Genomic DNA, 20,258 nt, shown 5'->3' with positions numbered 1-20,258 from the left:
ATCTGCGGCTTTGCGGATTTCAAGTTGAGATCTCACGCGCGGTCTCGGCCAGACTGGGCGGCGTGGTAGAGGAGTCGTTCCGCGTCGCGAAGGCTTCCGGCCCGGCGGGAGGCCTCTGCCCAGACCGAAATCGGCAAGTCGGTGGCAAAGAGGATGTCGCGCTCGATGCCCATGCCGAAGGGCAGCCGGATCGACGTCATCTCAAGGAGCGAGAAGCTGCCCAGCTCGGGATAGCCGAGATCGGCGAGACCGAACATAGCGTCGCCATCGGCATCCCGCTCGGTCGCGAGCCAGGTTCCTTCGCCGAGCGGGTTGAAGAGCTTCACCACCGGCACGTGATCGGCGTTGCGTTCGCGGCCATTGGCGAGCAGGCGCTCGCGCTGTTCCTCGGTGAGGAGGATCATGCCGCCCTCCTGTCGATCTCGGCCTCATCGACCTCGGCGGAGCCGCCCTTGGCTCCGCTTCCAGGTTGCGGTAGCAAGGCAAGCAGCCAGTCGGCCGCCTTGCTGGCCTGGGAGGCGGCACGAACGATGGCGCGGTTGTCTTCGCGCAGGACATCGAGCCAGGAGGCCAGGTAGTCGGCGTGGCGCACGGTTGGCATGATGCCAAGCGAGGCGCAGCAGAAGGCAGCGTTCATCTCGGCGATCAGTTCCTCGAAAGCATATCTCTTGGTGCCGAAGGCGCCGCCGAGGTCACGGCCGACGCGGGAGGGATGCCCTGTCGCATGGCCAAGCTCGTGCAGGGCGGTGCGGTGCCAGTCGATGGTCTCGAAATAGGCCTGCGGGGGCGGCACCCGCACGTAGTCCTGCGCCGGCACATAACAGGCTCTGCTGCCACCGATGCGGAAATCGATCCCTGTCGCCTTGATCAGTGCGTCGATGGCCGGCTCGATCAGCCCGGGCTCTGGTGCAGGCGGAGCCAGGGGCAGATCGTCCGGCAGATTTTCACATTGCGCGACGTTGAACAGAATGAAGCGCTTCAGAAACGGTATGGCCTTTGCAGCCTCGCCGGTTTCCCGCGCGCGGTTCTTCTCGTCGTCAGGGATGAAGCGGTCAGCATAGACGACAGTGGTCCCGTGTTCGCCCTGGCGGACATGGCCGCCCAACGATAGCGCCTGGCGGAAAGTCAGCCAGCCCTGAACGGGAAAGCCATGCTCGACGACCGCACCCCACAGGATCAGCACGTTGATCCCCGAGTAGGCGCGGCCGGTCGCGGCATTGGCCGGCATGGCGAGGGGGGCTTGCGCCGCCGCCGTGCCCCAAGGCTGCACCCAGGGAAAGCGCCCAGCTTCCAGCTCGGCGATGATCTTGTTGGTGATATCATCATAGAGGCTTGTCCGGTCGGCGCCGGCGCGAGCGTAATGTCTGGACATCGCGGTTCTCCGCGACGGGCGCCGGAGGCCTCTCCTCCAGCTCTCAACCCGTCACGGGAAACCGGTCCGTGCTCTCACTCTAGACGGCGTTGCCGGGCCTCCCGTAGCAGGGGGAACGCTTCGAACTTGGGGCAAACGCGGTCCGCACCAATCAAATGTCGCCGACCCTCTAGTATGGTTATTGCTACCGGACTGCGTGGCGGATGCGGTCGGTAAGCGTCTGTTCGACGTCGAAATAGCCCTCCCAGGCTTCGGGCAGTTGAGCCCGCGCGGCGGCGGCGAAAACATCGAAATCGTTTGCGCTTTCGCAGGTGGGCAATTCCTCCCAGCTGACGGGCACCGCGCACGACGCCCCCGCGCGTGCCCGAGTCGACCAGGGGCAGATTGCAGTGGAGCCCTGGCCGTTGCGCAGGTAATCGAGAAACATTCGGCCCTTGCGCTTCGCCTTGTTCATATTGGCGACGAAGCGCGACGGATCTGTACGGGCCAGCAGTTCGGCGAAGTCTTGGCAGAAGCTCTTGACCTCGTCCCAGTCTGCCAGGGGGACGAGCGGGACGACCACATGAACGCCCTTGCCGCCGGACAGCAACGGCCACGACTGCAGTCCAAGCGCTTCCAGAATGCCCCGAATGTCGAGGGCTGCCTGCTTGACGGCACTGAAGTCCAAGCCCTCGTCGGGGTCGATGTCGAAAATCATGCGGTGCGGCAGATCCGGCAGCTGGCGAAGGCTTCCCCAGATGTGGAATTCGAGCACGTTCATTTGGACGCCTGCGATCAGCCCAGCCAAGTCATCGACCCACAAGATGCGGCTTTCCTTACCGGACATCTTCTCCAGCTGGCCGTCATGGATGGCCTTGGGCATGCCTGGCAGTTTGTGCTTCTGAAAGAAAGTCTGTTGCAGGTCGCCGTCGGTATCGCGCACCAGAGACAGCGGCCGATCCTGAATGTGCGGCAGCATCTTCTCGGCGACCACGGCGTAGTAGGCGGCGAGCGTGGCCTTGGTCACCTTGGTCCCCGGATACATGACCTTGTCCGGATGCGTCAGCTTGACGCCGACAGCAGCGGCGATCTCCTTGCCGATTCCCGGATCGATAGTGGCGGAGCCAAGAGTTGCCGGCGTCTTCGGCATTTCCATCACCACCTGGTCGGCCCGCTTGTCTTCGCGCATGCCCTCAAAGCTTGGATGCCGCAAGCTGCCGTCCGGTGTCACTTCGGCATAGGTAACCTCGGCAACAAGTTCGGGCTTCACCCATTTGGCACGGCGGGCAATGTCTCTCGGAACGGAGGCGAAAGCCGGTTTCTCAAGACGGCGTCTCTCGAGCTTCGCGAGGATGTCCTTGCGCATCGCCGCGGTGAACCCCGTGCCGACGCGGCCGCGATAGATGAGCTTGCCATTGTCGTAAGTGCCGAGGATTAGCGAGGCCATGCCATGTCCTGTGTCACTTGGGCGATAACCGCCGACAACGAATTCCTGTCGCTTCGTGCACTTGATCTTGAGCCAACTCGAGGTGCGGTCGCCGACGTAGGAGCTGTCGGCGCGCTTGGCGATGACGCCTTCGTGGCCGCCCTCGCACATGGCGTCGAACACCCTTTTGCCTTGGTCGACGATGTGGCTGGAGAATTGCAGGCGGTCGTCAGGGCCGCGCGCGCCAAGCAGGGACTCAAGTCGTTCCTTGCGCTTTAGGAGTGGCTGGTTCGACAGATCTTCGCCATCGAGTTCAAGCAGATCGAAGGCGTAGAATTTGAGGGGCATACCCGCGGCAATGCCGGTTTTCAGCATGGAGAAGTTCGTGCGGCCCTGACTGTCGATGGCGACGATCTCACCATCGATCAGCACCGCGCCTTTGGTCAGTCTCTGAAGCGGCGGTAGGATGACCTTGAACTGTCGGGTCCAGTCGTGGCCATTGCGGGTATAGACGACGACGTTCGAGCCGGAGATGGCGACTTGGGCACGATAGCCGTCGAACTTCATCTCGAAAAGCCAATCCCCGCCGACCGGTATGTGGTCTGTCAGCGTGCATAGCTGGAAGGGACGAAACCGCGGGAGCCGATTTGTAGGGACAGATTCTGAGTCTCTGGGCCGTGTGCGCCTTTTACTGAGGGTGCCGTCTACAGCCGACATGCGGAACTCGGATACATAGTCCGATTCAATACCCTGCCTCGGATTCGGTTCCATGCCCACCCGTCCCCGCGCCGGCGACCGTCGGCGCCCAAAGGAAGGACGGCGTATAAAACGCAGTCCTGCGCGCGTCCGCAACAGCGGACGATTGCCGCGCGTAGGACGGAGGAAATTCGCCCCCGCCGGCGGGCGGTGAACGGGACAGCCGTAGGAGCGTCAGCATAGCGCCGGCCGCAGGACGGGACGCGGGACCGACTGTCCCCGTTCGCGGTGGTCCGCGTATTTTGCGCCGAAGCCACCGGCGGAGGTCGCGCGGAGGTCCGGCTCTCGACAGCTGACCGAGATCGGATGTCCAAACCCGAGCCGAGATGGCCTAGACGAAATCGATGAGGTCTTGCATCTTCACCCCTCAATTGCGTGGCAGCTTGTGAATTTCCAACCTGACAGGCCCTCCCCTGTCACAACTTGTGCAGAATAGCGCTCGCTCGACCGAACTGAACAGAGCGCCTTTCCCATAGCGTTCGATGAGCCCGGCAGGCTTTACCGTTGCATGGTGCGAACAGGATCTGCACCAAGCCCGCAATACATGCCATTCACGAAGATCGCCGAGCGCCACATCGAGGCTCGCGTGAACGCTGCCATCGATGATCGCCTGCGGTGGGACCTTGACCTCGCCTGGTGTCAGGATTTTCTCCATCACATGCCGACTGTTGTAGTGGATAAGCAACATTCCCGGCCGGCGCCGGATGGCAGCTTGCCAGGCTGCCTGACTCACCGTTGAATCGGGGGATCGCGAAATCGTTTCGAATAGGGCCTGCTCGTCGCGATCCCATACCTCGATCCGGAAATTGTCTTCCGCGGTTTTTGCCATAGCTTCGCCGGCCAACGCGTTTCACGCCGAACCATGGTCCCTTTGCTGCTCCAGATCACGCTGAAATAAGGAACATATTCCTCCCTCGTCAAGGGGCATGCTTGACTCTGTGTTCTCTTTTTGTTCACTATGGCGGAAATAGCCATAGGAGGCGAACCATGGAACTTCGCTTGAACATTGAAAGGGCGACACCCCAAGAGTTCGAACGCGGCATCGCGGCATGTTCGCGTTGGATGGCTGGGACATCAAGGGCTTTCCAGAAGACGACAAGCCTACCGAGGACAAGGATCAGGCTGCCACTGTTTGGCTGGAAGCCGACGAGGCTGCGGCGGCGGCATGTTGCGCGGGCTGGCTCGCGGAAAAAGTTCCGCACCATCAGGTCCGGCGCGCCTGGCGGAAGGAGGGAAAGCCCGCTGCCTCGGGGGGAGAGCAGCGGGCCTTTGACACAGAACACGGCCGGGTGGACGTTGGCCGCAAGCGATTGTTCCGCCGGTCTCCGGCTTGGTAATTTCCGTACAATTAGCGCTTCTTCGCCTTCGGCCTGATCTCCTCGACCCGCACTTTGTCGCCGATCTCCTTCGCCATCGCCAGGGCTTTGGCCTTGTCCTTCGTGGTCAGTACGGCGCGCCAATGCGGCTTCTCGAACACGCTGACGACGTAGCTGGTGGCCAGCGGCTTGACCGTCAGCTATCGGAGCCCGAAGAAGCTCAGTATCGCTAAAGCGATGACCACTGCTCCAACGATCCAAATGATATTGTTCATGATCTCTCTCCTGGTGTCTTAGGAAGCCCGCGCCTCTGTGGGAGGGCGCGGGCCGATCGGGAGCCCGATCCTCGGCACGCGATGGAGGGCACCACCTGCCGCAAGCATCAACTTTTAGAGACGGCTAATGTTCCCTCCAGCCAGTTTGGTCGGCTCGAAAGTGCTGGAGCTTCGGCCTTGGGTAGAAACCCGCAGCCCAATTCGCGGCAGCGGCGGGCGCGGCTGAATGATGCTCTTATGGAGCGCTTCCGCTGCCGTCAGAAAGCGTTCGATTTCAACCTGTGAAAGCTGCTTGGAAGGTTTCGATCTTGCCATTTGTGCGAACTCCGTTTGAGGAGGATCGCCGCAACAGGAGGATTACTTCCTCATCCGGATTGGGCTGGCAAGCGCTGGCTATTGCTTATCCCGGAAATCGAGCAGCTTGGGCATGGCGGAGCTTTTCCTCGCCCTTCAGGAACCGGACGCGACCGACGAGACCAGGCTTCAGCCATTCGGCCTTTTCCTTCTTGAGGCCCGATTGGCACTGGTCCGCCGACCTTCCCTTGCACGCGATCCCATAGTCGTTGACGCTTGCCGGCTTTAAAGGCAACGAAAGCGCCGCCGGCATATTGGCCCTTGTCGGCCATGAGCACTATAGCGGGCTTTCCGGCCTCGCGCTGCACGCCAATGATGTCCATTTTCGGCATAGCACTTGATCTTGCGCCAGTTCATCGTCGGCCCGCTGCGGTAGACGCTGTCCTTGCGGCTTCGAGACCATGCCCTCCAGCCCAGCCCTGTCGACCAGGTGATAAACCGCAGCGCCGGTGCCGGGCATGGCTTTGCTGAACTGAATGCGGCCGACGGCTGGTATTAGTTCCTGCAGGATCTCGCGGCGGTCTTCCATGTTGCGCAAATCATGCCCGTTCAGGTGCAGGAGATCGAACGCCACCAAATACAGGTCGCGCGACGGCTCACGGCGGAGACGGCTGATTGCAGGGCGTGGAAGTCGGACAGGCCAGCCTCATTGACCGTGATCGTCTCGCCATCGATGATGAAACTTTCCGCTTCTATCGCCTCCGCCTCTCCGGCAAGTTCAATATAGCGGCCAGTCCAGTCGTAACCGTTCTTGGTGATCAGCCGGATCCCGTCTTCATCCTTGATAATCTGAGTGCGATACCCGTCGAATTTGATCTCATGGGCCCATTCGTCGCCCTGCGGTGGCGTGTCGACCAGCTCGGGCTCCATGGGCTTGATGAAGTTCAGAGGCATGCGCTGACTCGCATAGTGCGATTCAATTAGCGCGCGCTAAAATAGTTCCGGAACATTTTAGACGAATTGCATGTTTGAAGAGTTATGAAGATCGAAGCCGACGAATGCCGGACTGCGCTGATGCTGATCCGGCGCACGATTGAGGAGCACTGTCCGCCTGGCGTGCTTCCGAGCGAGGAGATGGTGAATGGGCTCTATGGTCCGGAACTGCTTCACGAAGCGGAAGCGCTGGCGGCTGCCATCGTCGCAACTGTCGACCAGATGCAATTGCGCGTGATAATGAAACCGCCTTCCCCTAGTATCAAATAGTAGGTCGACATAGGGAAGCCCGCCAGCGCGCGTTTCGGGGGCGGCCCTAGCTTTTCTCGAAAGTCGGCTTCCAGTCGCGGTTGCGCGCCCTCTGCTGGCCTTCGTAGTCAGGAATGCATGTGAAGAACACCGGCCGACGGTCGCGGCCTGCAACCTTACAATCCGAGCAGCCGAATAGGCCGACTAGATCCCAATGCATGGAACCATGATCCGGGCCGAGCCGATCGATCAGCGCCTGGATGTCGAGCTTGGTCGACTTGCAGCACATGGCATGCCCGCAATTTACATAGATCGTTTCGCCGGCGGCCAACGTGTCAGCGAGGGTCTTCGTCATCCTCTGAAGCGCTCGGTATACCATGTGATCTTGCCGCCGACTTTCATCGGCTTGTGGATCATCAGGCGTTTGGGCAAGTGTTCCGGGTGCACCTCCAGAAGCGTGATCTTGATCTGGGGCTTGCACCGGCCGCAATCAAACTTTAGCGTCTGCGGATCGGCGCCGCCGCCATACACCATCATCAAATCGGCCGATCGGCAGTAGCGAACATTGCCGCAACTGCATTCCGCTTTCACAAGCATATTGTGCCGGGTCGCCTTGCCCAGCGTGTCGATCGGTTCGTGCGCCATTCCCCATAAATGAGGAACATATTCCTAGATAGTCAAGGGGCTCTTGACTCTGGTGTTCTCATTTTGTTCACTGATGGCAGGATAGACACAGGAGGCAGATATGGACCTGCTTTTGACAGTTCCGGGCGCATCGCCCGAAGAGATTGCACGCGGAATTGCAGCGGCCGAGGCGGTGCTGGACCGGGCGGGCATCACAGCTATTGAGGCGGCAGAAGGAATGTTTGCGCTTGAAGGTTGGGACGATGCCAGTTTCTCTGACGAGGGGGAGCCAACAGAGGAAGAGGACGAAGCAGCGAGCGCCTGGATGAAAGCGTCGCGGGCAGCCTTGGACGCATGTTGCGCTGACTGGCCCGCCGAAAAACGTCCGGTTGCCGCCGATCTGCAGTTATTGGTGGACCCGGCAACGCAATTGGCCGACCGGTCAACGGCCTTGGCCATGCTCCGCGCGCTGACCGCCGCGCAAGACGGCAAGGGCGAATTCATGAATTCGCAAATCGGCATACTGGCGGACAGCTTGGCTGTCGATGTGGACAATCCGCGCGATCTAATTGCGGCGGTGACGGTTGCCTTTACCAGGCTGGAGCTTGCGGGATTTACAGACGAACCGATCGAGCCCAAGCGCCAAACCGTGTATGATGCCATCGACGCCCTTGAAGCTGCGACCACATCGCATTGAGGCATTAGGGGGCAAGGCATGTGCGGCCGCTATACCAGATACTTGACCTGGTCCGAAATCCACCGGCTTTATCGCCTGACGGCGCCGGCTGAGACCCGGCGCAACGACGCCCCTCGCTACAACATCGCCCCGACTGAGGAAGTCCCATTCGTCACCGCCGGCGAAGACGGCAATCATAAGCTCCGTGACGGCCGCTGGTGGCTCGTTCCGTTTTGGGCGAAGGACATGCCTAAGGCGGCTATGTTCAACGCCAGGATCGAAGGCGTCGATTCCGCCCCGGCTTTCCGCGACGCGTTCAAGTCGAAGCGCTGTCTGATCCCGGCCGACGGCTTCTATGAGTGGACCATTTCGCCGGCCGACGGCAAGAAAGACCCTTGGCATATCTACCAGCCCGGCCATGCGCCGTTCTCATTCGCCGGCCTGTGGGCCTACAATTCCAATCTCGACATTACCAGTTCCACCATCATCACGGAGCCTGCGGGCGACCCGATGAACAACCTGCACGATCGCCAAACCCGTCATTCTCGACCCCGCGTACTATGATGTGTGGCTAGACCCGACGACGCCAACGGATAGTTTGAAGGACATCCTCAGCCACGACATCGATGGCCAGGTGCAGTTCAACCGTGTCGGCCGGGAGGTCAATTCGACCGTCCTCAACAAGCTGCCCAACGACCATCCCGCCTTGGTCGGGCCGATCAACCCGCTATGAGTGACGAACCGCTGAGGCTCGTGCCGCTCTCCCGAAGGGTTACCTGATGGTTTGTGGGAACCGGCCTCGATATCCCACGTTTCTAGTAATTGCTTCACGATAGGATTGTGCAATGGCGGAGAATTTATCTCGCGATGATGAACGGCGCGGCACCCGAAAAGTCCTCATGTGGGGAGTCGTGATCGCCACCGTGCTTTTTGTCGTGCTGCTGGCGCTATTTTTCCTCGGCGTGCGCGCGTAGGTCTTCGACCGGGTTTGTGAGCATGTCGTTGGCGAGCGCTCTGCAGGTTGTCCCGGCAAATCTGAGCCCAGTTGGATCGCGCCAAATTACCGCTAGCTAAGTTGATCAGTTGAGATCATAGTGCCGGCGCTGATGAATTGGCAGGCTACCGTCCGCCCCCCGCCCACCCATGCCTGCCACTTGCCGGCGACGCCTTCCCCAAGACGACGTCCGCCGGCTTTTCCTTTATCGCAGTCCATCAGTCTGCCAAGCCGCCAGCGCGATGCTGCATGGCATCGAAAATGGCCTCGAGCACGCTGCCGACTTCTTCGTTGATTTCAGCGGCGGGAATCCCTGCCTTGTCGGCTGCCCTCATCGCTTCGTCTGCAAGATCGCTGATGGCCACGGGATCGTCGGTCATGGCATTCGGGAGATGTTCCGCCATCCATTTGTCGAGGAAGTTGATGCCGCGCGTGCTCATCGAAATATGATCCACCAGCTGGCGAAGCTGCCAGTCGCGAGCAACAAGACAGCGGCCAATATCAATACGCCCTTGCGGTTTTGCCATCTGGAGGGAGGGCTTGGCATCAGTCGTTCGGGATTTCGTCCTGCGTCCATGCTGAACCAATTTGGCCGGCGATATTAAGTTCCGCTTTGTGCTGTTTGGCTGCTCCTCTCAGCGCAAACCCTGCATGATGAATTTGTATATCGTGCCGATTTCTTCATCGATCTCTTGGCCGGGAATGCCTTGGCTCTCCGCCGCCTGCTTCGCGTCCACGGCCATGTCGATCACCAGTAGCACTGGGTCGATGATCGGATCGTCCGGTAAATGATCCGATATCCAATGGTAAAGAAAATCGTTGCCGCGCTTGCTCATTCTTCCCGGAAATCCTGCAGTGAAGCGTGCCGCAAATCTTCCTCGCCGCGCAAGTGCTTCACACGGCCGATCAGCCCCGGCTTGACCCATTGCGTCGCCGGCCGCTTCATGCTGCCCTTGGGCGCCGTCCCTGGGTGCTTCTGGACGCGCTGCCATAGCCGCTCGCGCATTTCACGGCTCAAGGTGACGAAAGCGCTGCCGACATAGCGCCCGGTCCCGCGCTCGGCCATCAGAGCGAACGCGGGCTTGCCGGCCTCGCGCTCCACGCCAAGCAGATCGTATTCGTCGATCGTGAAAGCCTTCGTTTTCAGCCAGGCCGTCGAGTTGCCAGAGCGATATTTGCTGTCCTTGCGCTTGGACACCATGCCCTCAAGCCCGGCTTGGTCGACGAGATGGAAGATCGCCTTTGCATCGCCGGGCAGCGCCTGGCTGAATTGGATACGGCCGCCTTCCGGGATCATCTCGGTCAGGATCTCACGACGGTCCTCCAGGGGCATGTCGCGCAGATCGTGGCCGTTCAGATGCAGCAGGTCGAAAGCAACGAAATAGAGGTCTTGCTGACGGCTGGTGATGGCCTTGCGCAAAGCCGCGAAGTCAGACAGACCCGCTTCGTTGAGAACGATAATCTCCCCGTCGATTATGGCGCTCTCGACGCCAAGCTCACGAGCCGCCTTAACGAGGTCACGGTACTTCGATGACCAATCAAGGCCGCGCCTGGTGTGGATGCGCACGCCGGCATCGTCGATGACTATCTGAGAGCGGTATCCGTCGAATTTGACTTCATGAATCCAGTCGGCGCCTTCGGGAGGTTTCTCCACCAAGGTCGGCATTAACGGCTCGATAAACGCCAGCCGCCGGCCGCCTGCCCGCTTAAGCATTCGAGCCCCACACCACGCAACCCGTGATTCAATTAGCATGCGCTAAAATGGTTCCGAAATTTTATCTAAAGTTGGACCCGCAACCAAAAATGCCCCTGTTGCGTTATCGGCGCTTCAATGATCGGGAGGTCAGGCATCATGGGCAACTTTTTACCGCTTTCGATTAAGCTGGTGGACGCGAAATCAATGACGGTTTCTTCTATCTGCGAGGCTGAGGCAGCGCTCCAAGGTCAGTGGCCAAATAAGGGAGCGGCACCCTATAGGGATGCGTGCCGGTTAATCGCGGCTGCCAAAGGTGGAAGCTGCAGTCCGGCCATCGCTTTCGCGGCGTTCAAGGCCGCCGCTATCGACCAGCGCCTACTGCAACCCGCAGAGAAGAGTGATGCACTCAAAATGCTGGATGACGTGAGCAAGGACATACAGATATGAAGCTGTCGGATTTAGGTCCGATCATCCCTCGTAAGCGGCACGGCGCCGAGCCTGCGGACGAGCGCGACAAATTTCATGACCTGTCCCGTATGCGGCCAGCGGCTCGACCTGCGCGACTTCCGCCAGGTCGCTTGGCACGATCAGCCCGAACATGAGCCTTGGAGTTGGAGCTTTATGTCACCAACCGGAACGCGTAGCGGTTGCGGATGTGGTCGTTGAAATAGCGGCCCTTGGCAAAGGCGGAATTGAACGCGGCAAACGCCTCAACCGGTACGTCCAAGAACTCGTAGTGCTTACCGCTCGCTACAAACCAGACCGAGAGAACCTTGGTGTTCGGGTCATAGTCGAACTTGCGTATCGAGGTCGACGGCATGGTAGGGTCCAAAAGAGCCCGCCAGCCGAAGCCGGCGGGAGAGTCTGAAGGTGCCAGAGAGTGTGGGTCTGGCACCTTGCAAACGGTCCGACCCGGCTTTTGTTTCAGGTTTTGCTAAAATGCCCTTGGGATATCGCCAGCGCGCATCAATGCCGGCCGCTGTCCTACAGCGCTGGAGCGTCCGGCGCGTCCTGGCGCCCGCCTGTGGCCAGGCCCATGCATTGCGAAGCCATCGCCCGGGAAAGCCCTTCCTGCTTGTCGAGCCAAGGGCCGAAATGGCCATGTGGCAGCGAGGCTTTGTTGCGCAGAAGCCAGCGGCCGATCTGCTCGAGCGACAGATGCCTGCGGGGAATTAATGCGGGTCTCGGCCGGTTTGGGGTCGGCCAGCGGTGCGAGATGGCCGGCGACATGAGGGCAAGACAGGCCCGGTTGCACCTCGGCTTGCTTTTGCGGCGGCAGCTGGTTGAACTGCCGGACCGTCATCCCGCAGCCGAGCGCCAGAACGGCCGTCACGGAAAGTTCGTTCGCCGCCCTGGTGAAGTTTTCGTGGCGCGCCGCCTCGAAGGCTTTAAGGGCGTTGAGTGATGGCAGCCGGCGGGCCAATTTCACACCATGTCATGCCGCTGACAGGTGGGTTGCTGTGGCGCAAGTACGCAGGATAATCATCATGACCTCGATCTGCTGGTCGATGCTCAAGGCCGTGACGGTCCGGAGTATTGCTGCCTAGAGCTGAGACTCGATCGGAAGGTGGCGCACGAGGACCGCCAAAATACGGCGGTAAATTCCGGCTTCTGGTTCGTGGATATAATGCTGGACCCTGCCTTCGTCACGACCATGCCAGTGCAGCACATTGTTTCTCAATTCGAGCCGATAACTCGTTTCCGGTGAGATCTCTGATTGAAATTGCCGTCGCAATTCGGCGACCAGCTTCTCATCCTCAAAAAGCACACCCATTTCCGAATTCAAAGACACAGACCGTGGATCGAAATTGAAGGAGCCGACGAAACCCATCCTGTCGTCAACGCTGAAAGTCTTGGTATGCAGACTGGCGCCCTTAGAGCCGAACACCGAGATCGCCTGTTGCCGGCTAAAGGGCTGAAGCTCGAAAAGTTTGATGCCGTTTCTGAGCAATCGCTTGCGATAATTCGCATAGGCACCGTGGACCGCGGCGACATCGGTAGCCGCCAAGGAATTGGTCAGCACCGCGACGTCCACCCCGTTGTCAACGAGATCGGACAACATCGCGGCCCCCCTTTTGCCTGGGATAAAATAGGGGGAAACGATTTCCAGGCAAATACGGGCTGACTGAATGTGGAGAAGCAGTTCCTTCATCAGCCAGCTGCGGCGCCTCCAACCGCGGACCTTCTCCGGAGGATCGGAAATCACTCGAACATGCTTTATCCAATGCACGTCGTTACTGGTCGCGATAAACTGCGCGATGGATGCTTGGTCACAGATCCCGTCTAAAAGCTTTGACTCGGGTCCCGCATCGCTTCCTTCAAATAAGTCGGCAAGCATGGTCTCAGCGGATGGGCCAAGTTCGCCAATCGGCTTGGCATCTTTGCAAGCCCAGAACTTCTCAAATATTTGGGCGGTTTGCTGCACGGCAGGACCCAGGAGCAGCACGTCGAGGTCACGGAAGTTAGTTTCTGCGGCATCAAAATAGGCATCGCCTATGTTTCGCCCACCGACGATGGCGACGTTGCCGTCGGCGATCCACGCCTTGTTATGCATCCTGCGGGTCAATGCAAAAAGCCGCAGGAGAACTTCCATACTGCGTACAATGCCTCGTGCCCTGACCCCACTCGGGTTAAAGAGCTTCAGCTCGATGTTTGGATGGCTGCCCAGCGCCAGATAAGAAGAATCGCTCTTACGCGGGTTCACGTCATCAAGAAGCATCCGCACGCGCACGCCCCGCTGAGCGGCTTGGAAAACTTCCTGAAGAAGCGAGCGCCCGGTACGGTCGTCATGCCAGAGGTAGTACATAAGGTCGAGAGTGCGAACCGAGCTTCTTGCCGCGAGAACGCGCATGGTGAAGGCATCACAATTGTCCGAGACGAGCAGCAAGCCGCTCTTGCCCGCTTTGATATTGGCGTCCGTTGTCAGCGCGATGGGAACGTCCATGAATTGGTTGCCTTTGGACGGCAACAGAAGTTGCCCTTGCTCAAAATCATAGCAAGAACCCTCGAAGGGCAATCTAGTTGCATGAGGAGCGTCTAATCCTTCGTGGAACCACGCGCCAGATTCCAAGTCCTATGTATCCGGGCTCGGCAGACTGAGCAGTATCCTGGATCATTCCGGTACGTTCTCGAATGTCGCTTCACTTGCCGGCGGGCATCGCGTCGATATGGGTAAGACCAAGTCTGGCCTCGCTTTATGCAAACGAGGCAGAAATGACATCGAAAACAAGGTCGACCACAATTAGACGCTATGGCGGACCGGTCGGCGGCTGGGGCTCAGCGAAATCTGTGGGCGCGACCATCGCGAGAGAGCACGTCCCTCTATAAGCGCCAAGGCTGCTTTCGATCCAGAATAAGCCAGAAGGGTATATATGCGTCAGTTGTGCCTGCGCAAAACCCGCCCAATCGCATCCGCTCGAATTCTGCGAAAGCGGAGCAAAGGCGACAGCTCGGGAAATCACGTCCCGACGGGCCGACCCCGCGTTCTTCGAAAAACACACGCTAAGCGACTTGGAACGCTGGCCAGATCACGACTTGGAGGAACAGGGCCGGTTGACCCATCCTATGCGCTGGGATGCGATCAGCGACAAGTATCTTCCGGTGGCGTGGGCAGAAGGTGGTGTCGCAATCGAGATCGCTGAAATGCCCGAGCAGCGAATATTTGCATCAGCCTGCGTTGGCATTCCCGTCCGCTCATCTGAGTAAAGCTGCTGCGGTCGGAAGGTTCCGCCGCGCTCACAAATTCGCCTGCGGGGACCGATTGCATGCTTGTTGATGACGCTGGCATTGACAGGCTTCGCGACAAGCTTCTGCCTATGCGGCTCCGCCGGCCCTCGCAAGAAGGGGGTCGAGAACGACTACCGGCTCGATAGTTGGGTTGAGCTTTGAACAACTGTTAGCCGTCGCCAAAGAGTACAGTAACGGACCTGAATACAGCCCAGACATCCGCCTCGTTGCTACTTTCCTCGAATGCGGAGGCTGAGCTAGCAGGAGGGAAGCGATGATAAACGGATGTTAAAAACGAAAACGCCGGCGCTCGTAGAGGCCGCCCTTCGAGGCCCGCAGCGCAAAAACGCGCTTGCTCCTATTCCAGGAAAACAGCCACATTGCCCTTCAGTCCGGCTGGCCCTGAAATCGGCATCGCGCTCTCGCGCTGTCAGCGGACCAGCTGAAAAAACTCGGATACGGCCAAACGGCGAACCGACGTTCCGAAGTTTCCTGGACGAGCCATTTAAATAGTTTTGCAAGGGAACCGCCGGCTTCTATCCGAGTTAGGAAATGCCCCTGACGGTTCATTTCAAGCAAGTCAAACAAGGAGGACGCAGCGATGGCAACCACCAAGAAGGCAAGTGCGAAGACCAAGGGCCTTGAGGATCTGTTCCTCGACGGTCTCAAGGATCTCTATTACGCCGAGAAGAAAATTCTGAAGGCCTTGCCGAAGATGGCCAAGGGCGCGGATGATGGGCAGGTCACCGCAGCCTTCGAAAAGCATCTTGCCGAAACCGAAGGCCAGGTGGAGCGGCTTGAGGAGGTTTTCGAAATCCTCGGCGCGGCTGCGCGCGGAAAAACCTGCCCCGCCATCGACGGCATTATCGAGGAAGGATCCGAAATTCTCGAGGACTATAAGGGTTCGACGTCGCTTGACGCCGGGCTCGTTGGCGCCGCGCAGGCAGTCGAGCACTACGAGATCGCGCGCTACGGCACTCTGATTGCGTGGGCCACTTCCCTTGGCAAGGACGATATCGTTGAACTTCTCAGCGCGACCCTCGAGGAGGAGAAGGCTACCGACAAGGCCCTGACGTCACTGGGCGAAGCCGGCGTGAACGACCGGGCGGCCGAACTCCAAGCGGCTTGAATTGAGACGGTTTTCAATGGTCCCGGCGGGTCTGCCGGGACCATTTCTATTGCTGTATGGATGGAGTCAGAGTCAGTTTACTCCAATACGCGAGCGGCCTTCAACGGCATTGAACGCCCATCCATGCGGAAGGTTGAGCCCGGAACCATTGTGGGATGCCGACGTTTCACAAGGCTACCGCGCGTGGCCGGCAGGGGAATTACGGGTTCATGGAAAGCGCAGTTATCACGGGGGGCGGGTTTGGGCTTCCCCAAATTGATTATCAGGACTTTTTCGAAAACGGCGGCATTGGTCTGCACATCGTTGATGGAGCCGGCCTTATTCTCCATGCCAACAAAGCCGAGTTGAACCTCTTGGGCTACGAAGCCCCTGATTATATCGGTCGCGATATCGCTAGCTTTCATGCTGATGAGCATGCCATCACCGATATTCTCGCCCGCCTCGCGCGAGGTGAAGCCGTCGAACGATATCCGGCCAAACTCCGTGCACGCGATGGTTCCATCAAGCACGTGGAAGTCAGTTCCAGCGGTCGTTTCGAAAATGGTCAACTGGTGCATTCGCGCTGTTTCACCGTCGACGTGACCCGGCTCAAGTCTGCCGAATTGGCAATGAACCAAAATGAGGATCGCTTCCACCAAATCCTGGATGCATTGCCGGTCGCGGTCTACACCACCGACGCACGAGGTATCATCACCTACTGTAACAGGGCTGCGGCCGAACTTGCCGGCCGGGAACCGAAGATTGGCCAGGATCAGTGGTGTGTCACTTTCCGCCTGTTCACGGTCGATGGGGACGAATTGCCCCACGACCAATGCCCCATGGCAATCACGCTCAAGGAAAATCGTCCGGTCCGTAATGTCGAGGCCATAGCGCAGCGTCCCGATGGGAGTTTTTTTCCGTTCTTGCCATTTCCGACTCCACTTAGGGACGAGCACGGCAATTTGGTCGGCGCCGTTAATATGCTGTTGGACCTGACCGACCGCAAAAGAGGCGAGGATGCCGTCCAACACCTTTCAGCAATCGTCGAATCGTCCTTCGATGCGATTGTGAGCAAGGATTTGGACGGGTTCATCAAGAGCTGGAACAAGGGCGCCGAGCGGCTGTTCGGCTATACCCCCGCCGAAGCCGTGGGACGGCATGTCACCATGCTGATCCCGCCTGACCACCATGATGAAGAGCCGCGGATCCTCGAGCGTCTCCGGTGCGGCGAACGGGTCGAGAGCTACGAGACAATCCGCCAACGCAAAAATGGGACACAGGTGCCGGTCTCGCTCACCATTTCGCCGGTCCGCAACGCCACCGGCCGCATCGTCGGTGCTTCAAAGATTGCCCGCGACATAACCGCAACCAAGGAGAACGAACGCCGCATCCGCATGCTGATGCGCGAAGTCAATCACCGCGTGAAGAACCAATACTCGGTGATCCTTTCAATGATTCGCGAGACCAACAAGCGTTCGGAAAGCTCCGACGTGTTCGAAAAACAGGTGCGGGAGCGCATCATGGCGCTGTCGAGGTCGCACGATCTGTTGATATCGGCTGACTGGAAAGGCGCCACAATCTCCGATCTGCTCTTGGCCCAAGCCAAACCCTTTGGTCGCGAAGACGCGATCACCATGGCAGGTCCTCCCGTCACGCTCACTCCCCATGCCGTCCAATATCTCGGAATCGCATTCCATGAACTGTGCACAAACTCCGCCAAATACGGAGTGTTGTCCGGCCACCGCGGCATCATTGCCGTCACGTGGGGCGTTGCTGGTGGGCAAGGCAGTCAGACATTCAAACTGACCTGGGCGGAGCAGAACGGCCCTGGGATCAAGTCGATCGGGAGCAATGGCTTTGGGAGCGTGGTGCTCAATCGCGTTACTGCGCAGGCATTAAGTGGGACCGCAGAGCTGATCTACGGCGCCAACGATGTGCACTGGAGGCTCGAGGCGCCGGCATCTTTCGTCGAGGCTTCGCTGTTCGACGACGAGCGCGGCACTGAACATTATTCGACGGATAATGCGGCTCTTTAGGCTGAAGAGGCTGTCAATCGCGTTTGCGCCAGCCTTCAGCGCCCTCGGCCTTGGAATTTTGTGTCGGCTGGTTCGGCAACACGCGCGGTTTGACGCTCGTCACGCCATCGTTTTTGCGACCGTGGTCGCTACGCACATATTGCCCTTGAGCGTCCTTCTCGACTTTGCGGCCGGTGTCCTTCGCTTTCGCCATTGGCGCATCCTCCTCCTGCCAGTCCGTCCTTTGGTCGGAAATCCATACAAAGCCGAAGATTCAACCGCCGCCCTTTTGAAGAAGCCGGGCCTCGCGCAAGATCGACGCCCTGTCCGTCCCGACCAATGAAACGATCTCACGGATTTGACTCTCGGTCACTCCGCACTCGCGCGCCAGCGCCCGCACGGCTTGCGGGGTTATGACCGGGCGCCTGGTTTCTTCGTCAGGCACGACTCATTCCTTTCAGTTCGAAAGGTACGCTCCAGCTCATCCGGCAGGCCGTGGCCTGCCGGATGAATCTCTCCTATAGCTTGACGCTCGCCTCTCGCGCCCACAGTCGAAGTTTGCGGCACGCCTCTATGTACGTTCCAGCAGCGTCCCCATCCGTCAAAGGAATGACGCCTTCATCGGCGACCGGATCGACGCCTGCCTTGGCCAGAAGAGGAACCGCCCCGGGCGTGAACCCGATAAACTTGCAATGGGCGAAGGCATCCGCCACGAAATCCCGGGCTGCCGCCTCTCCCGTGAACAGTTCCGCACCTTCTTCGGTGAGCAGGAGAGCCACTGCGTCAAACAGCACGGACGAGCCGCCGTCGATCATATGCTTCGCAGTAATCTCGGTGCCGTCATCAGCCTGCACACCGCCCACCTTCAGGGCAATGACTTCCATGGTCGCCCCTTCATCTTCGATCGCCGCCTGCAAGGCTTTGAACAGAGCAGCGTCGGCTCCATTGCTGACCAGTACACCGACCCTGCGGCCCTCGAAACTGTCGGGGCCGTTCTCGATGATGCTTAAGGCCGGCGATGGCTCCAGATCCTTTCTCGGTGCCACCGTTGCGTCCGCCGGCTTCGGCAAATCGGCAATGTTGAGCTTGTCGGCGACTGTCGCGGCCAACCCTTCGTCGATGTTCAACAAGTGCGCGATCATTCGCTTCCGGATAGCCGGGGTTTCCACCTTGCTGAGCTCAAAGGTCAGCGCTTGGACGATGTGGCGCTGCTCGGGAGGCGTCTGGCTGTTGAAGAACTGGCCGGCCTGGCTGTAGTGGTCAGAGAAGCTCTCTGGGCGCAGCCGTACTTTTTGCCCCTCCTCGCCATCAGCGAAGGAGCGAAAACCGTGCTCGGGGGATTCGCGCGGTCCAGCACCGAACGAATTCGGCTGGTAGTTCGTCCGTCCGATCGGGTTGCGCATCGCCATATGGCCATCCTGCTGGAAATGATGGAACGGGCATTTCGGCGCATTGATCGGCAGATGGGTAAAATTGGGACTGCCGAGGCGTTTCAGCTGGGTGTCGAGGTAGGAGAAGTTGCGGCCCTGCAGGAGCGGGTCGTTGCTGAAGTCGATGCCCGGCGGGACATTCTGGGTCATGAACGCGACCTGTTCGGTCTCGGCGAAGAAGTTATCCGGCATGCGGTCGAGGACAAGCCGGCCAACGGGTATCGGCGGCAGGACCTCTTCCGGGATGATTTTGGTAGGGTCGAGGATGTCGAAATCGAAGCTGTCGGCAAATTCCTGGTCGAAAAGTTGCAGACAGAGTTCCCATTCCGGGAATTGGCCGGCTTGAATGGCGTTCCAGAGATCCCTGCGGTGAAAGTCCGGATCGGCGCCATTGATCTTGACCGCCTCATTCCAGACGACCGATTGCATGCCGAGCTTGGGCTTCCAGATGAATTTCACGAACGTGGATTCGTCGGCCGCATTGACCAGGCGGAAGGTGTGGACTCCGAAACCCTGCATGAAACGGAACGACCGCGGAATCGCTCGATCAGACATCACCCACATGATCATGTGCATGGATTCCGGCGTCAGGCTGATGAAATCCCAAAAGGTGTCGTGCGCCGACTGGGCCTGTGGAAAATCCCGATCGGGCTCCGGCTTTACCGAATGGATCACGTCGGGAAACTTGATGGCATCCTGGATGAAGAACACCGGAATATTGTTTCCGACAATGTCCCAGTTGCCCTCCTTCGTATACAGCTTCACCGCGAAACCGCGTACATCGCGGGCGAGGTCGAACGAGCCTTTGCTGCCTGCCACCGTCGAGAAGCGAACAAACGCCGGGGTTTTTTCGCCAGCACGTTGGAAAATGTCGGCACGGGTGTATTTGGTGAGGGAGTCGTAAGTCTCGAAGAAGCCGTGGGCGCCATAACCCCGGGCATGCACGACCCTCTCGGGAATGCGCTCGTGGTCGAAATGGAAGATCTTTTCGCGGAAGTGGAAATCCTCGATGAGAGTTGGACCACGTGCTCCGATCTTGAGCGTATTCTGATCGTCGGCGACCGGGCCTCCCTGGGCCGTCGTCAAAATGTGTGTGTTACCTTCTGCAATTTGGTGCAGCTCTCCACCCTGCCCTCGAACAAGGGCTTGGTCGTGGATCGTCGCGGCATTGGGATTGAGGGGAGCTGCTTTACGCGCCATGCGGTCCTCCTTTGGGCTTGCTCTGCGATGAACTGCTGGAGCAACCTGCGGCAAGGCTCCAGGTTCCACGGAACCGGGCTTCCAAGCCAATTTCTTCGACGATGGTTTTAGGCGCACTGTGCGGACCCG

25 protein-coding genes and 2 pseudogenes are annotated in these 20,258 nt (G+C 59.2%); 10 read left to right on the top strand and 17 right to left on the bottom strand.

Annotated elements, in window-relative coordinates:
- Positions 1-32: 32 nt before the first annotated feature.
- The 4 genes from NKI73_RS03445 to NKI73_RS03430 all read right to left on the bottom strand — a co-directional run bounded on the left by NKI73_RS03445 (position 33) and on the right by NKI73_RS03430 (position 4,362).
- Positions 33-404 carry a DUF2958 domain-containing protein gene (locus tag NKI73_RS03445; protein ID WP_352627438.1) on the bottom strand — a complete coding sequence of 124 codons (372 nt, stop codon included), beginning with the start codon at positions 402-404 and terminating at the stop codon, positions 33-35.
- Positions 401-1,372 carry an ArdC family protein gene (locus NKI73_RS03440; protein ID WP_352627436.1) on the bottom strand — a complete coding sequence of 324 codons (972 nt, stop codon included), beginning with the start codon at positions 1,370-1,372 and terminating at the stop codon, positions 401-403. Before NKI73_RS03440 ends, NKI73_RS03445 begins: the two co-directional genes overlap by 4 nt.
- A gap of 184 nt (positions 1,373-1,556) precedes the next feature.
- Positions 1,557-3,548 carry a DNA ligase D gene (gene ligD / locus NKI73_RS03435; RefSeq protein WP_352627434.1) on the bottom strand — a complete coding sequence of 664 codons (1,992 nt, stop codon included), beginning with the start codon at positions 3,546-3,548 and terminating at the stop codon, positions 1,557-1,559.
- Positions 3,549-3,900: 352 nt separating this feature from the next.
- A complete protein-coding gene (locus tag NKI73_RS03430) occupies positions 3,901-4,362 on the bottom strand; it encodes a hypothetical protein (RefSeq protein ID WP_352627433.1) in 462 nt (153 codons plus the stop codon).
- Between the two features lie 220 nt (positions 4,363-4,582).
- On the opposite strand from NKI73_RS03430, the gene NKI73_RS03425 reads away from it, so the two are divergent.
- On the top strand, positions 4,583-4,870 hold the full coding sequence (locus NKI73_RS03425; protein ID WP_352627432.1) for a hypothetical protein: 288 nt from the start codon (positions 4,583-4,585) through the stop codon (positions 4,868-4,870).
- A gap of 11 nt (positions 4,871-4,881) precedes the next feature.
- On the opposite strand, the gene NKI73_RS03420 is transcribed toward NKI73_RS03425, so the two are convergent.
- The 3 genes from NKI73_RS03420 to NKI73_RS33610 form a co-directional block, all read right to left on the bottom strand.
- Positions 4,882-5,010, bottom strand: a complete 129-nt coding sequence (locus tag NKI73_RS03420; RefSeq protein ID WP_352627431.1) for a hypothetical protein — start codon at positions 5,008-5,010, stop codon at positions 4,882-4,884.
- A gap of 745 nt (positions 5,011-5,755) precedes the next feature.
- Entirely contained in the window at positions 5,756-6,052 is a 297-nt protein-coding gene (locus tag NKI73_RS33615; protein ID WP_502909543.1) for a hypothetical protein, read from the bottom strand.
- Positions 6,028-6,372, bottom strand: coding sequence for an ATP-dependent DNA ligase (locus tag NKI73_RS33610; protein WP_502909542.1), 345 nt, complete (start codon positions 6,370-6,372; stop codon positions 6,028-6,030). The genes NKI73_RS33615 and NKI73_RS33610 overlap by 25 nt, the downstream gene beginning before the upstream one ends.
- Before the next feature lie 84 nt (positions 6,373-6,456).
- On the opposite strand from NKI73_RS33610, the gene NKI73_RS03410 reads away from it, so the two are divergent.
- Complete coding sequence (locus tag NKI73_RS03410) at positions 6,457-6,681, top strand: hypothetical protein (protein WP_352627430.1); 225 nt, start codon at positions 6,457-6,459, stop codon at positions 6,679-6,681.
- Between the two features lie 46 nt (positions 6,682-6,727).
- Here the strand turns inward: NKI73_RS03410 and NKI73_RS03405 are convergent, their stop codons facing one another.
- Both NKI73_RS03405 and NKI73_RS03400 read right to left on the bottom strand, forming a co-directional pair.
- The gene (locus NKI73_RS03405) at positions 6,728-7,015 is read right to left on the bottom strand and encodes a hypothetical protein (RefSeq protein ID WP_352627428.1); all 288 of its coding nucleotides are present in this window, start codon (positions 7,013-7,015) and stop codon (positions 6,728-6,730) included.
- The gene (locus NKI73_RS03400) at positions 7,012-7,305 is read right to left on the bottom strand and encodes a hypothetical protein (protein WP_352627427.1); all 294 of its coding nucleotides are present in this window, start codon (positions 7,303-7,305) and stop codon (positions 7,012-7,014) included. Before NKI73_RS03400 ends, NKI73_RS03405 begins: the two co-directional genes overlap by 4 nt.
- 100 nt (positions 7,306-7,405) lie before the next feature.
- On the opposite strand from NKI73_RS03400, the gene NKI73_RS03395 reads away from it, so the two are divergent.
- From NKI73_RS03395 to NKI73_RS03380, 4 genes are all read left to right on the top strand, one after another.
- Positions 7,406-7,981 carry a hypothetical protein gene (locus NKI73_RS03395; RefSeq protein ID WP_352627426.1) on the top strand — a complete coding sequence of 192 codons (576 nt, stop codon included), beginning with the start codon at positions 7,406-7,408 and terminating at the stop codon, positions 7,979-7,981.
- Between the two features lie 18 nt (positions 7,982-7,999).
- On the top strand, positions 8,000-8,524 hold the full coding sequence (locus tag NKI73_RS03390; protein ID WP_352627424.1) for an SOS response-associated peptidase: 525 nt from the start codon (positions 8,000-8,002) through the stop codon (positions 8,522-8,524).
- Positions 8,525-8,558: 34 nt separating this feature from the next.
- Positions 8,559-8,693 carry a hypothetical protein gene (locus NKI73_RS03385; RefSeq protein ID WP_352627423.1) on the top strand — a complete coding sequence of 45 codons (135 nt, stop codon included), beginning with the start codon at positions 8,559-8,561 and terminating at the stop codon, positions 8,691-8,693.
- 112 nt (positions 8,694-8,805) lie between these two features.
- The gene (locus tag NKI73_RS03380; protein WP_352627421.1) at positions 8,806-8,934 is read left to right on the top strand and encodes a hypothetical protein; all 129 of its coding nucleotides are present in this window, start codon (positions 8,806-8,808) and stop codon (positions 8,932-8,934) included.
- Between the two features lie 238 nt (positions 8,935-9,172).
- Here the strand turns inward: NKI73_RS03380 and NKI73_RS03375 are convergent, their stop codons facing one another.
- The 3 genes from NKI73_RS03375 to NKI73_RS03365 form a co-directional block, all read right to left on the bottom strand.
- The gene (locus tag NKI73_RS03375) at positions 9,173-9,481 is read right to left on the bottom strand and encodes a DUF768 domain-containing protein (RefSeq protein WP_352627419.1); all 309 of its coding nucleotides are present in this window, start codon (positions 9,479-9,481) and stop codon (positions 9,173-9,175) included.
- A gap of 108 nt (positions 9,482-9,589) precedes the next feature.
- Complete coding sequence (locus tag NKI73_RS03370; RefSeq protein ID WP_352627418.1) at positions 9,590-9,790, bottom strand: hypothetical protein; 201 nt, start codon at positions 9,788-9,790, stop codon at positions 9,590-9,592.
- On the bottom strand, positions 9,787-10,668 hold the full coding sequence (locus NKI73_RS03365; RefSeq protein WP_352627416.1) for an ATP-dependent DNA ligase: 882 nt from the start codon (positions 10,666-10,668) through the stop codon (positions 9,787-9,789). The genes NKI73_RS03370 and NKI73_RS03365 overlap by 4 nt, the downstream gene beginning before the upstream one ends.
- A gap of 138 nt (positions 10,669-10,806) precedes the next feature.
- Between NKI73_RS03365 and NKI73_RS03360 the strand changes: the two genes are divergently transcribed.
- Positions 10,807-11,097 carry a DUF982 domain-containing protein gene (locus tag NKI73_RS03360; protein WP_352627414.1) on the top strand — a complete coding sequence of 97 codons (291 nt, stop codon included), beginning with the start codon at positions 10,807-10,809 and terminating at the stop codon, positions 11,095-11,097.
- A 172-nt stretch (positions 11,098-11,269) separates the two neighbouring features.
- Here NKI73_RS03360 and NKI73_RS03355 read toward each other — a convergent pair whose 3' ends face one another.
- The 3 genes and pseudogenes from NKI73_RS03355 to NKI73_RS03345 all read right to left on the bottom strand — a co-directional run bounded on the left by NKI73_RS03355 (position 11,270) and on the right by NKI73_RS03345 (position 13,594).
- Positions 11,270-11,470: a KTSC domain-containing protein gene (locus NKI73_RS03355; protein ID WP_352627412.1), complete on the bottom strand. Its 201-nt coding sequence runs from the start codon at positions 11,468-11,470 to the stop codon at positions 11,270-11,272.
- 507 nt (positions 11,471-11,977) lie between these two features.
- Positions 11,978-12,073, bottom strand: a pseudogene (locus NKI73_RS03350) (transcriptional regulator); the annotation flags it as partial.
- Positions 12,074-12,193: 120 nt separating this feature from the next.
- Entirely contained in the window at positions 12,194-13,594 is a 1,401-nt protein-coding gene (locus NKI73_RS03345) for a phospholipase D family protein (protein ID WP_352627410.1), read from the bottom strand.
- Positions 13,595-13,986: 392 nt separating this feature from the next.
- Here NKI73_RS03345 and NKI73_RS03340 point away from each other — a divergent pair.
- The 3 genes and pseudogenes from NKI73_RS03340 to NKI73_RS03330 all read left to right on the top strand — a co-directional run.
- A pseudogene (locus tag NKI73_RS03340) lies at positions 13,987-14,262 on the top strand (FdhF/YdeP family oxidoreductase); the annotation flags it as partial.
- A 715-nt stretch (positions 14,263-14,977) separates the two neighbouring features.
- Positions 14,978-15,505, top strand: coding sequence for a YciE/YciF ferroxidase family protein (locus NKI73_RS03335; RefSeq protein WP_352627408.1), 528 nt, complete (start codon positions 14,978-14,980; stop codon positions 15,503-15,505).
- Between the two features lie 209 nt (positions 15,506-15,714).
- Complete coding sequence (locus NKI73_RS03330) at positions 15,715-17,520, top strand: PAS domain S-box protein (RefSeq protein WP_352627407.1); 1,806 nt, start codon at positions 15,715-15,717, stop codon at positions 17,518-17,520.
- Between the two features lie 13 nt (positions 17,521-17,533).
- On the opposite strand, the gene NKI73_RS03325 is transcribed toward NKI73_RS03330, so the two are convergent.
- Both NKI73_RS03325 and katE read right to left on the bottom strand, forming a co-directional pair.
- Positions 17,534-17,713, bottom strand: a complete 180-nt coding sequence (locus NKI73_RS03325) for a hypothetical protein (protein WP_352627405.1) — start codon at positions 17,711-17,713, stop codon at positions 17,534-17,536.
- Between the two features lie 304 nt (positions 17,714-18,017).
- Positions 18,018-20,129 carry a catalase gene (gene katE / locus NKI73_RS03320; protein WP_352627403.1) on the bottom strand — a complete coding sequence of 704 codons (2,112 nt, stop codon included), beginning with the start codon at positions 20,127-20,129 and terminating at the stop codon, positions 18,018-18,020.
- Positions 20,130-20,258 lie beyond the last annotated feature (129 nt).

The organism is Mesorhizobium sp. M0496, from assembly GCF_040321205.1.
Taxonomy (GTDB): domain Bacteria; phylum Pseudomonadota; class Alphaproteobacteria; order Rhizobiales; family Rhizobiaceae; genus Mesorhizobium.
The sequence above is the reverse complement of the archived record's forward strand: the minus strand, read 5'-3'. Positions and strand labels throughout refer to the sequence as shown.

What these genes read in the sequence shown, in the direction of transcription:
- NKI73_RS03360 (WP_352627414.1), top strand. Translation starts at nt 10,807, where the DNA reads ATGGGCAACTTTTTACCGCTTTCGATTAAGCTGGTGGACGCGAAATCA.
- NKI73_RS03390 (WP_352627424.1), top strand. Translation starts at nt 8,000, where the DNA reads ATGTGCGGCCGCTATACCAGATACTTGACCTGGTCCGAAATCCACCGG.
- NKI73_RS33610 (WP_502909542.1), bottom strand. Translation starts at nt 6,372, where the DNA reads ATGCCTCTGAACTTCATCAAGCCCATGGAGCCCGAGCTGGTCGACACG.
- NKI73_RS03405 (WP_352627428.1), bottom strand. Translation starts at nt 7,015, where the DNA reads ATGACGAAGACCCTCGCTGACACGTTGGCCGCCGGCGAAACGATCTAT.
- NKI73_RS03395 (WP_352627426.1), top strand. Translation starts at nt 7,406, where the DNA reads ATGGACCTGCTTTTGACAGTTCCGGGCGCATCGCCCGAAGAGATTGCA.
- ligD (WP_352627434.1), bottom strand. Translation starts at nt 3,548, where the DNA reads ATGGAACCGAATCCGAGGCAGGGTATTGAATCGGACTATGTATCCGAG.
- NKI73_RS03345 (WP_352627410.1), bottom strand. Translation starts at nt 13,594, where the DNA reads ATGGACGTTCCCATCGCGCTGACAACGGACGCCAATATCAAAGCGGGC.
- NKI73_RS03440 (WP_352627436.1), bottom strand. Translation starts at nt 1,372, where the DNA reads ATGTCCAGACATTACGCTCGCGCCGGCGCCGACCGGACAAGCCTCTAT.
- NKI73_RS03325 (WP_352627405.1), bottom strand. Translation starts at nt 17,713, where the DNA reads ATGGCGAAAGCGAAGGACACCGGCCGCAAAGTCGAGAAGGACGCTCAA.
- NKI73_RS03365 (WP_352627416.1), bottom strand. Translation starts at nt 10,668, where the DNA reads ATGCTTAAGCGGGCAGGCGGCCGGCGGCTGGCGTTTATCGAGCCGTTA.
- NKI73_RS03410 (WP_352627430.1), top strand. Translation starts at nt 6,457, where the DNA reads ATGAAGATCGAAGCCGACGAATGCCGGACTGCGCTGATGCTGATCCGG.
- NKI73_RS03445 (WP_352627438.1), bottom strand. Translation starts at nt 404, where the DNA reads ATGATCCTCCTCACCGAGGAACAGCGCGAGCGCCTGCTCGCCAATGGC.
- NKI73_RS03335 (WP_352627408.1), top strand. Translation starts at nt 14,978, where the DNA reads ATGGCAACCACCAAGAAGGCAAGTGCGAAGACCAAGGGCCTTGAGGAT.
- NKI73_RS03425 (WP_352627432.1), top strand. Translation starts at nt 4,583, where the DNA reads ATGTTCGCGTTGGATGGCTGGGACATCAAGGGCTTTCCAGAAGACGAC.
- NKI73_RS03355 (WP_352627412.1), bottom strand. Translation starts at nt 11,470, where the DNA reads ATGCCGTCGACCTCGATACGCAAGTTCGACTATGACCCGAACACCAAG.
- NKI73_RS03330 (WP_352627407.1), top strand. Translation starts at nt 15,715, where the DNA reads ATGGAAAGCGCAGTTATCACGGGGGGCGGGTTTGGGCTTCCCCAAATT.
- NKI73_RS03380 (WP_352627421.1), top strand. Translation starts at nt 8,806, where the DNA reads ATGGCGGAGAATTTATCTCGCGATGATGAACGGCGCGGCACCCGAAAA.
- NKI73_RS03430 (WP_352627433.1), bottom strand. Translation starts at nt 4,362, where the DNA reads ATGGCAAAAACCGCGGAAGACAATTTCCGGATCGAGGTATGGGATCGC.
- NKI73_RS03375 (WP_352627419.1), bottom strand. Translation starts at nt 9,481, where the DNA reads ATGGCAAAACCGCAAGGGCGTATTGATATTGGCCGCTGTCTTGTTGCT.
- NKI73_RS03400 (WP_352627427.1), bottom strand. Translation starts at nt 7,305, where the DNA reads ATGGCGCACGAACCGATCGACACGCTGGGCAAGGCGACCCGGCACAAT.
- NKI73_RS03370 (WP_352627418.1), bottom strand. Translation starts at nt 9,790, where the DNA reads ATGAGCAAGCGCGGCAACGATTTTCTTTACCATTGGATATCGGATCAT.
- katE (WP_352627403.1), bottom strand. Translation starts at nt 20,129, where the DNA reads ATGGCGCGTAAAGCAGCTCCCCTCAATCCCAATGCCGCGACGATCCAC.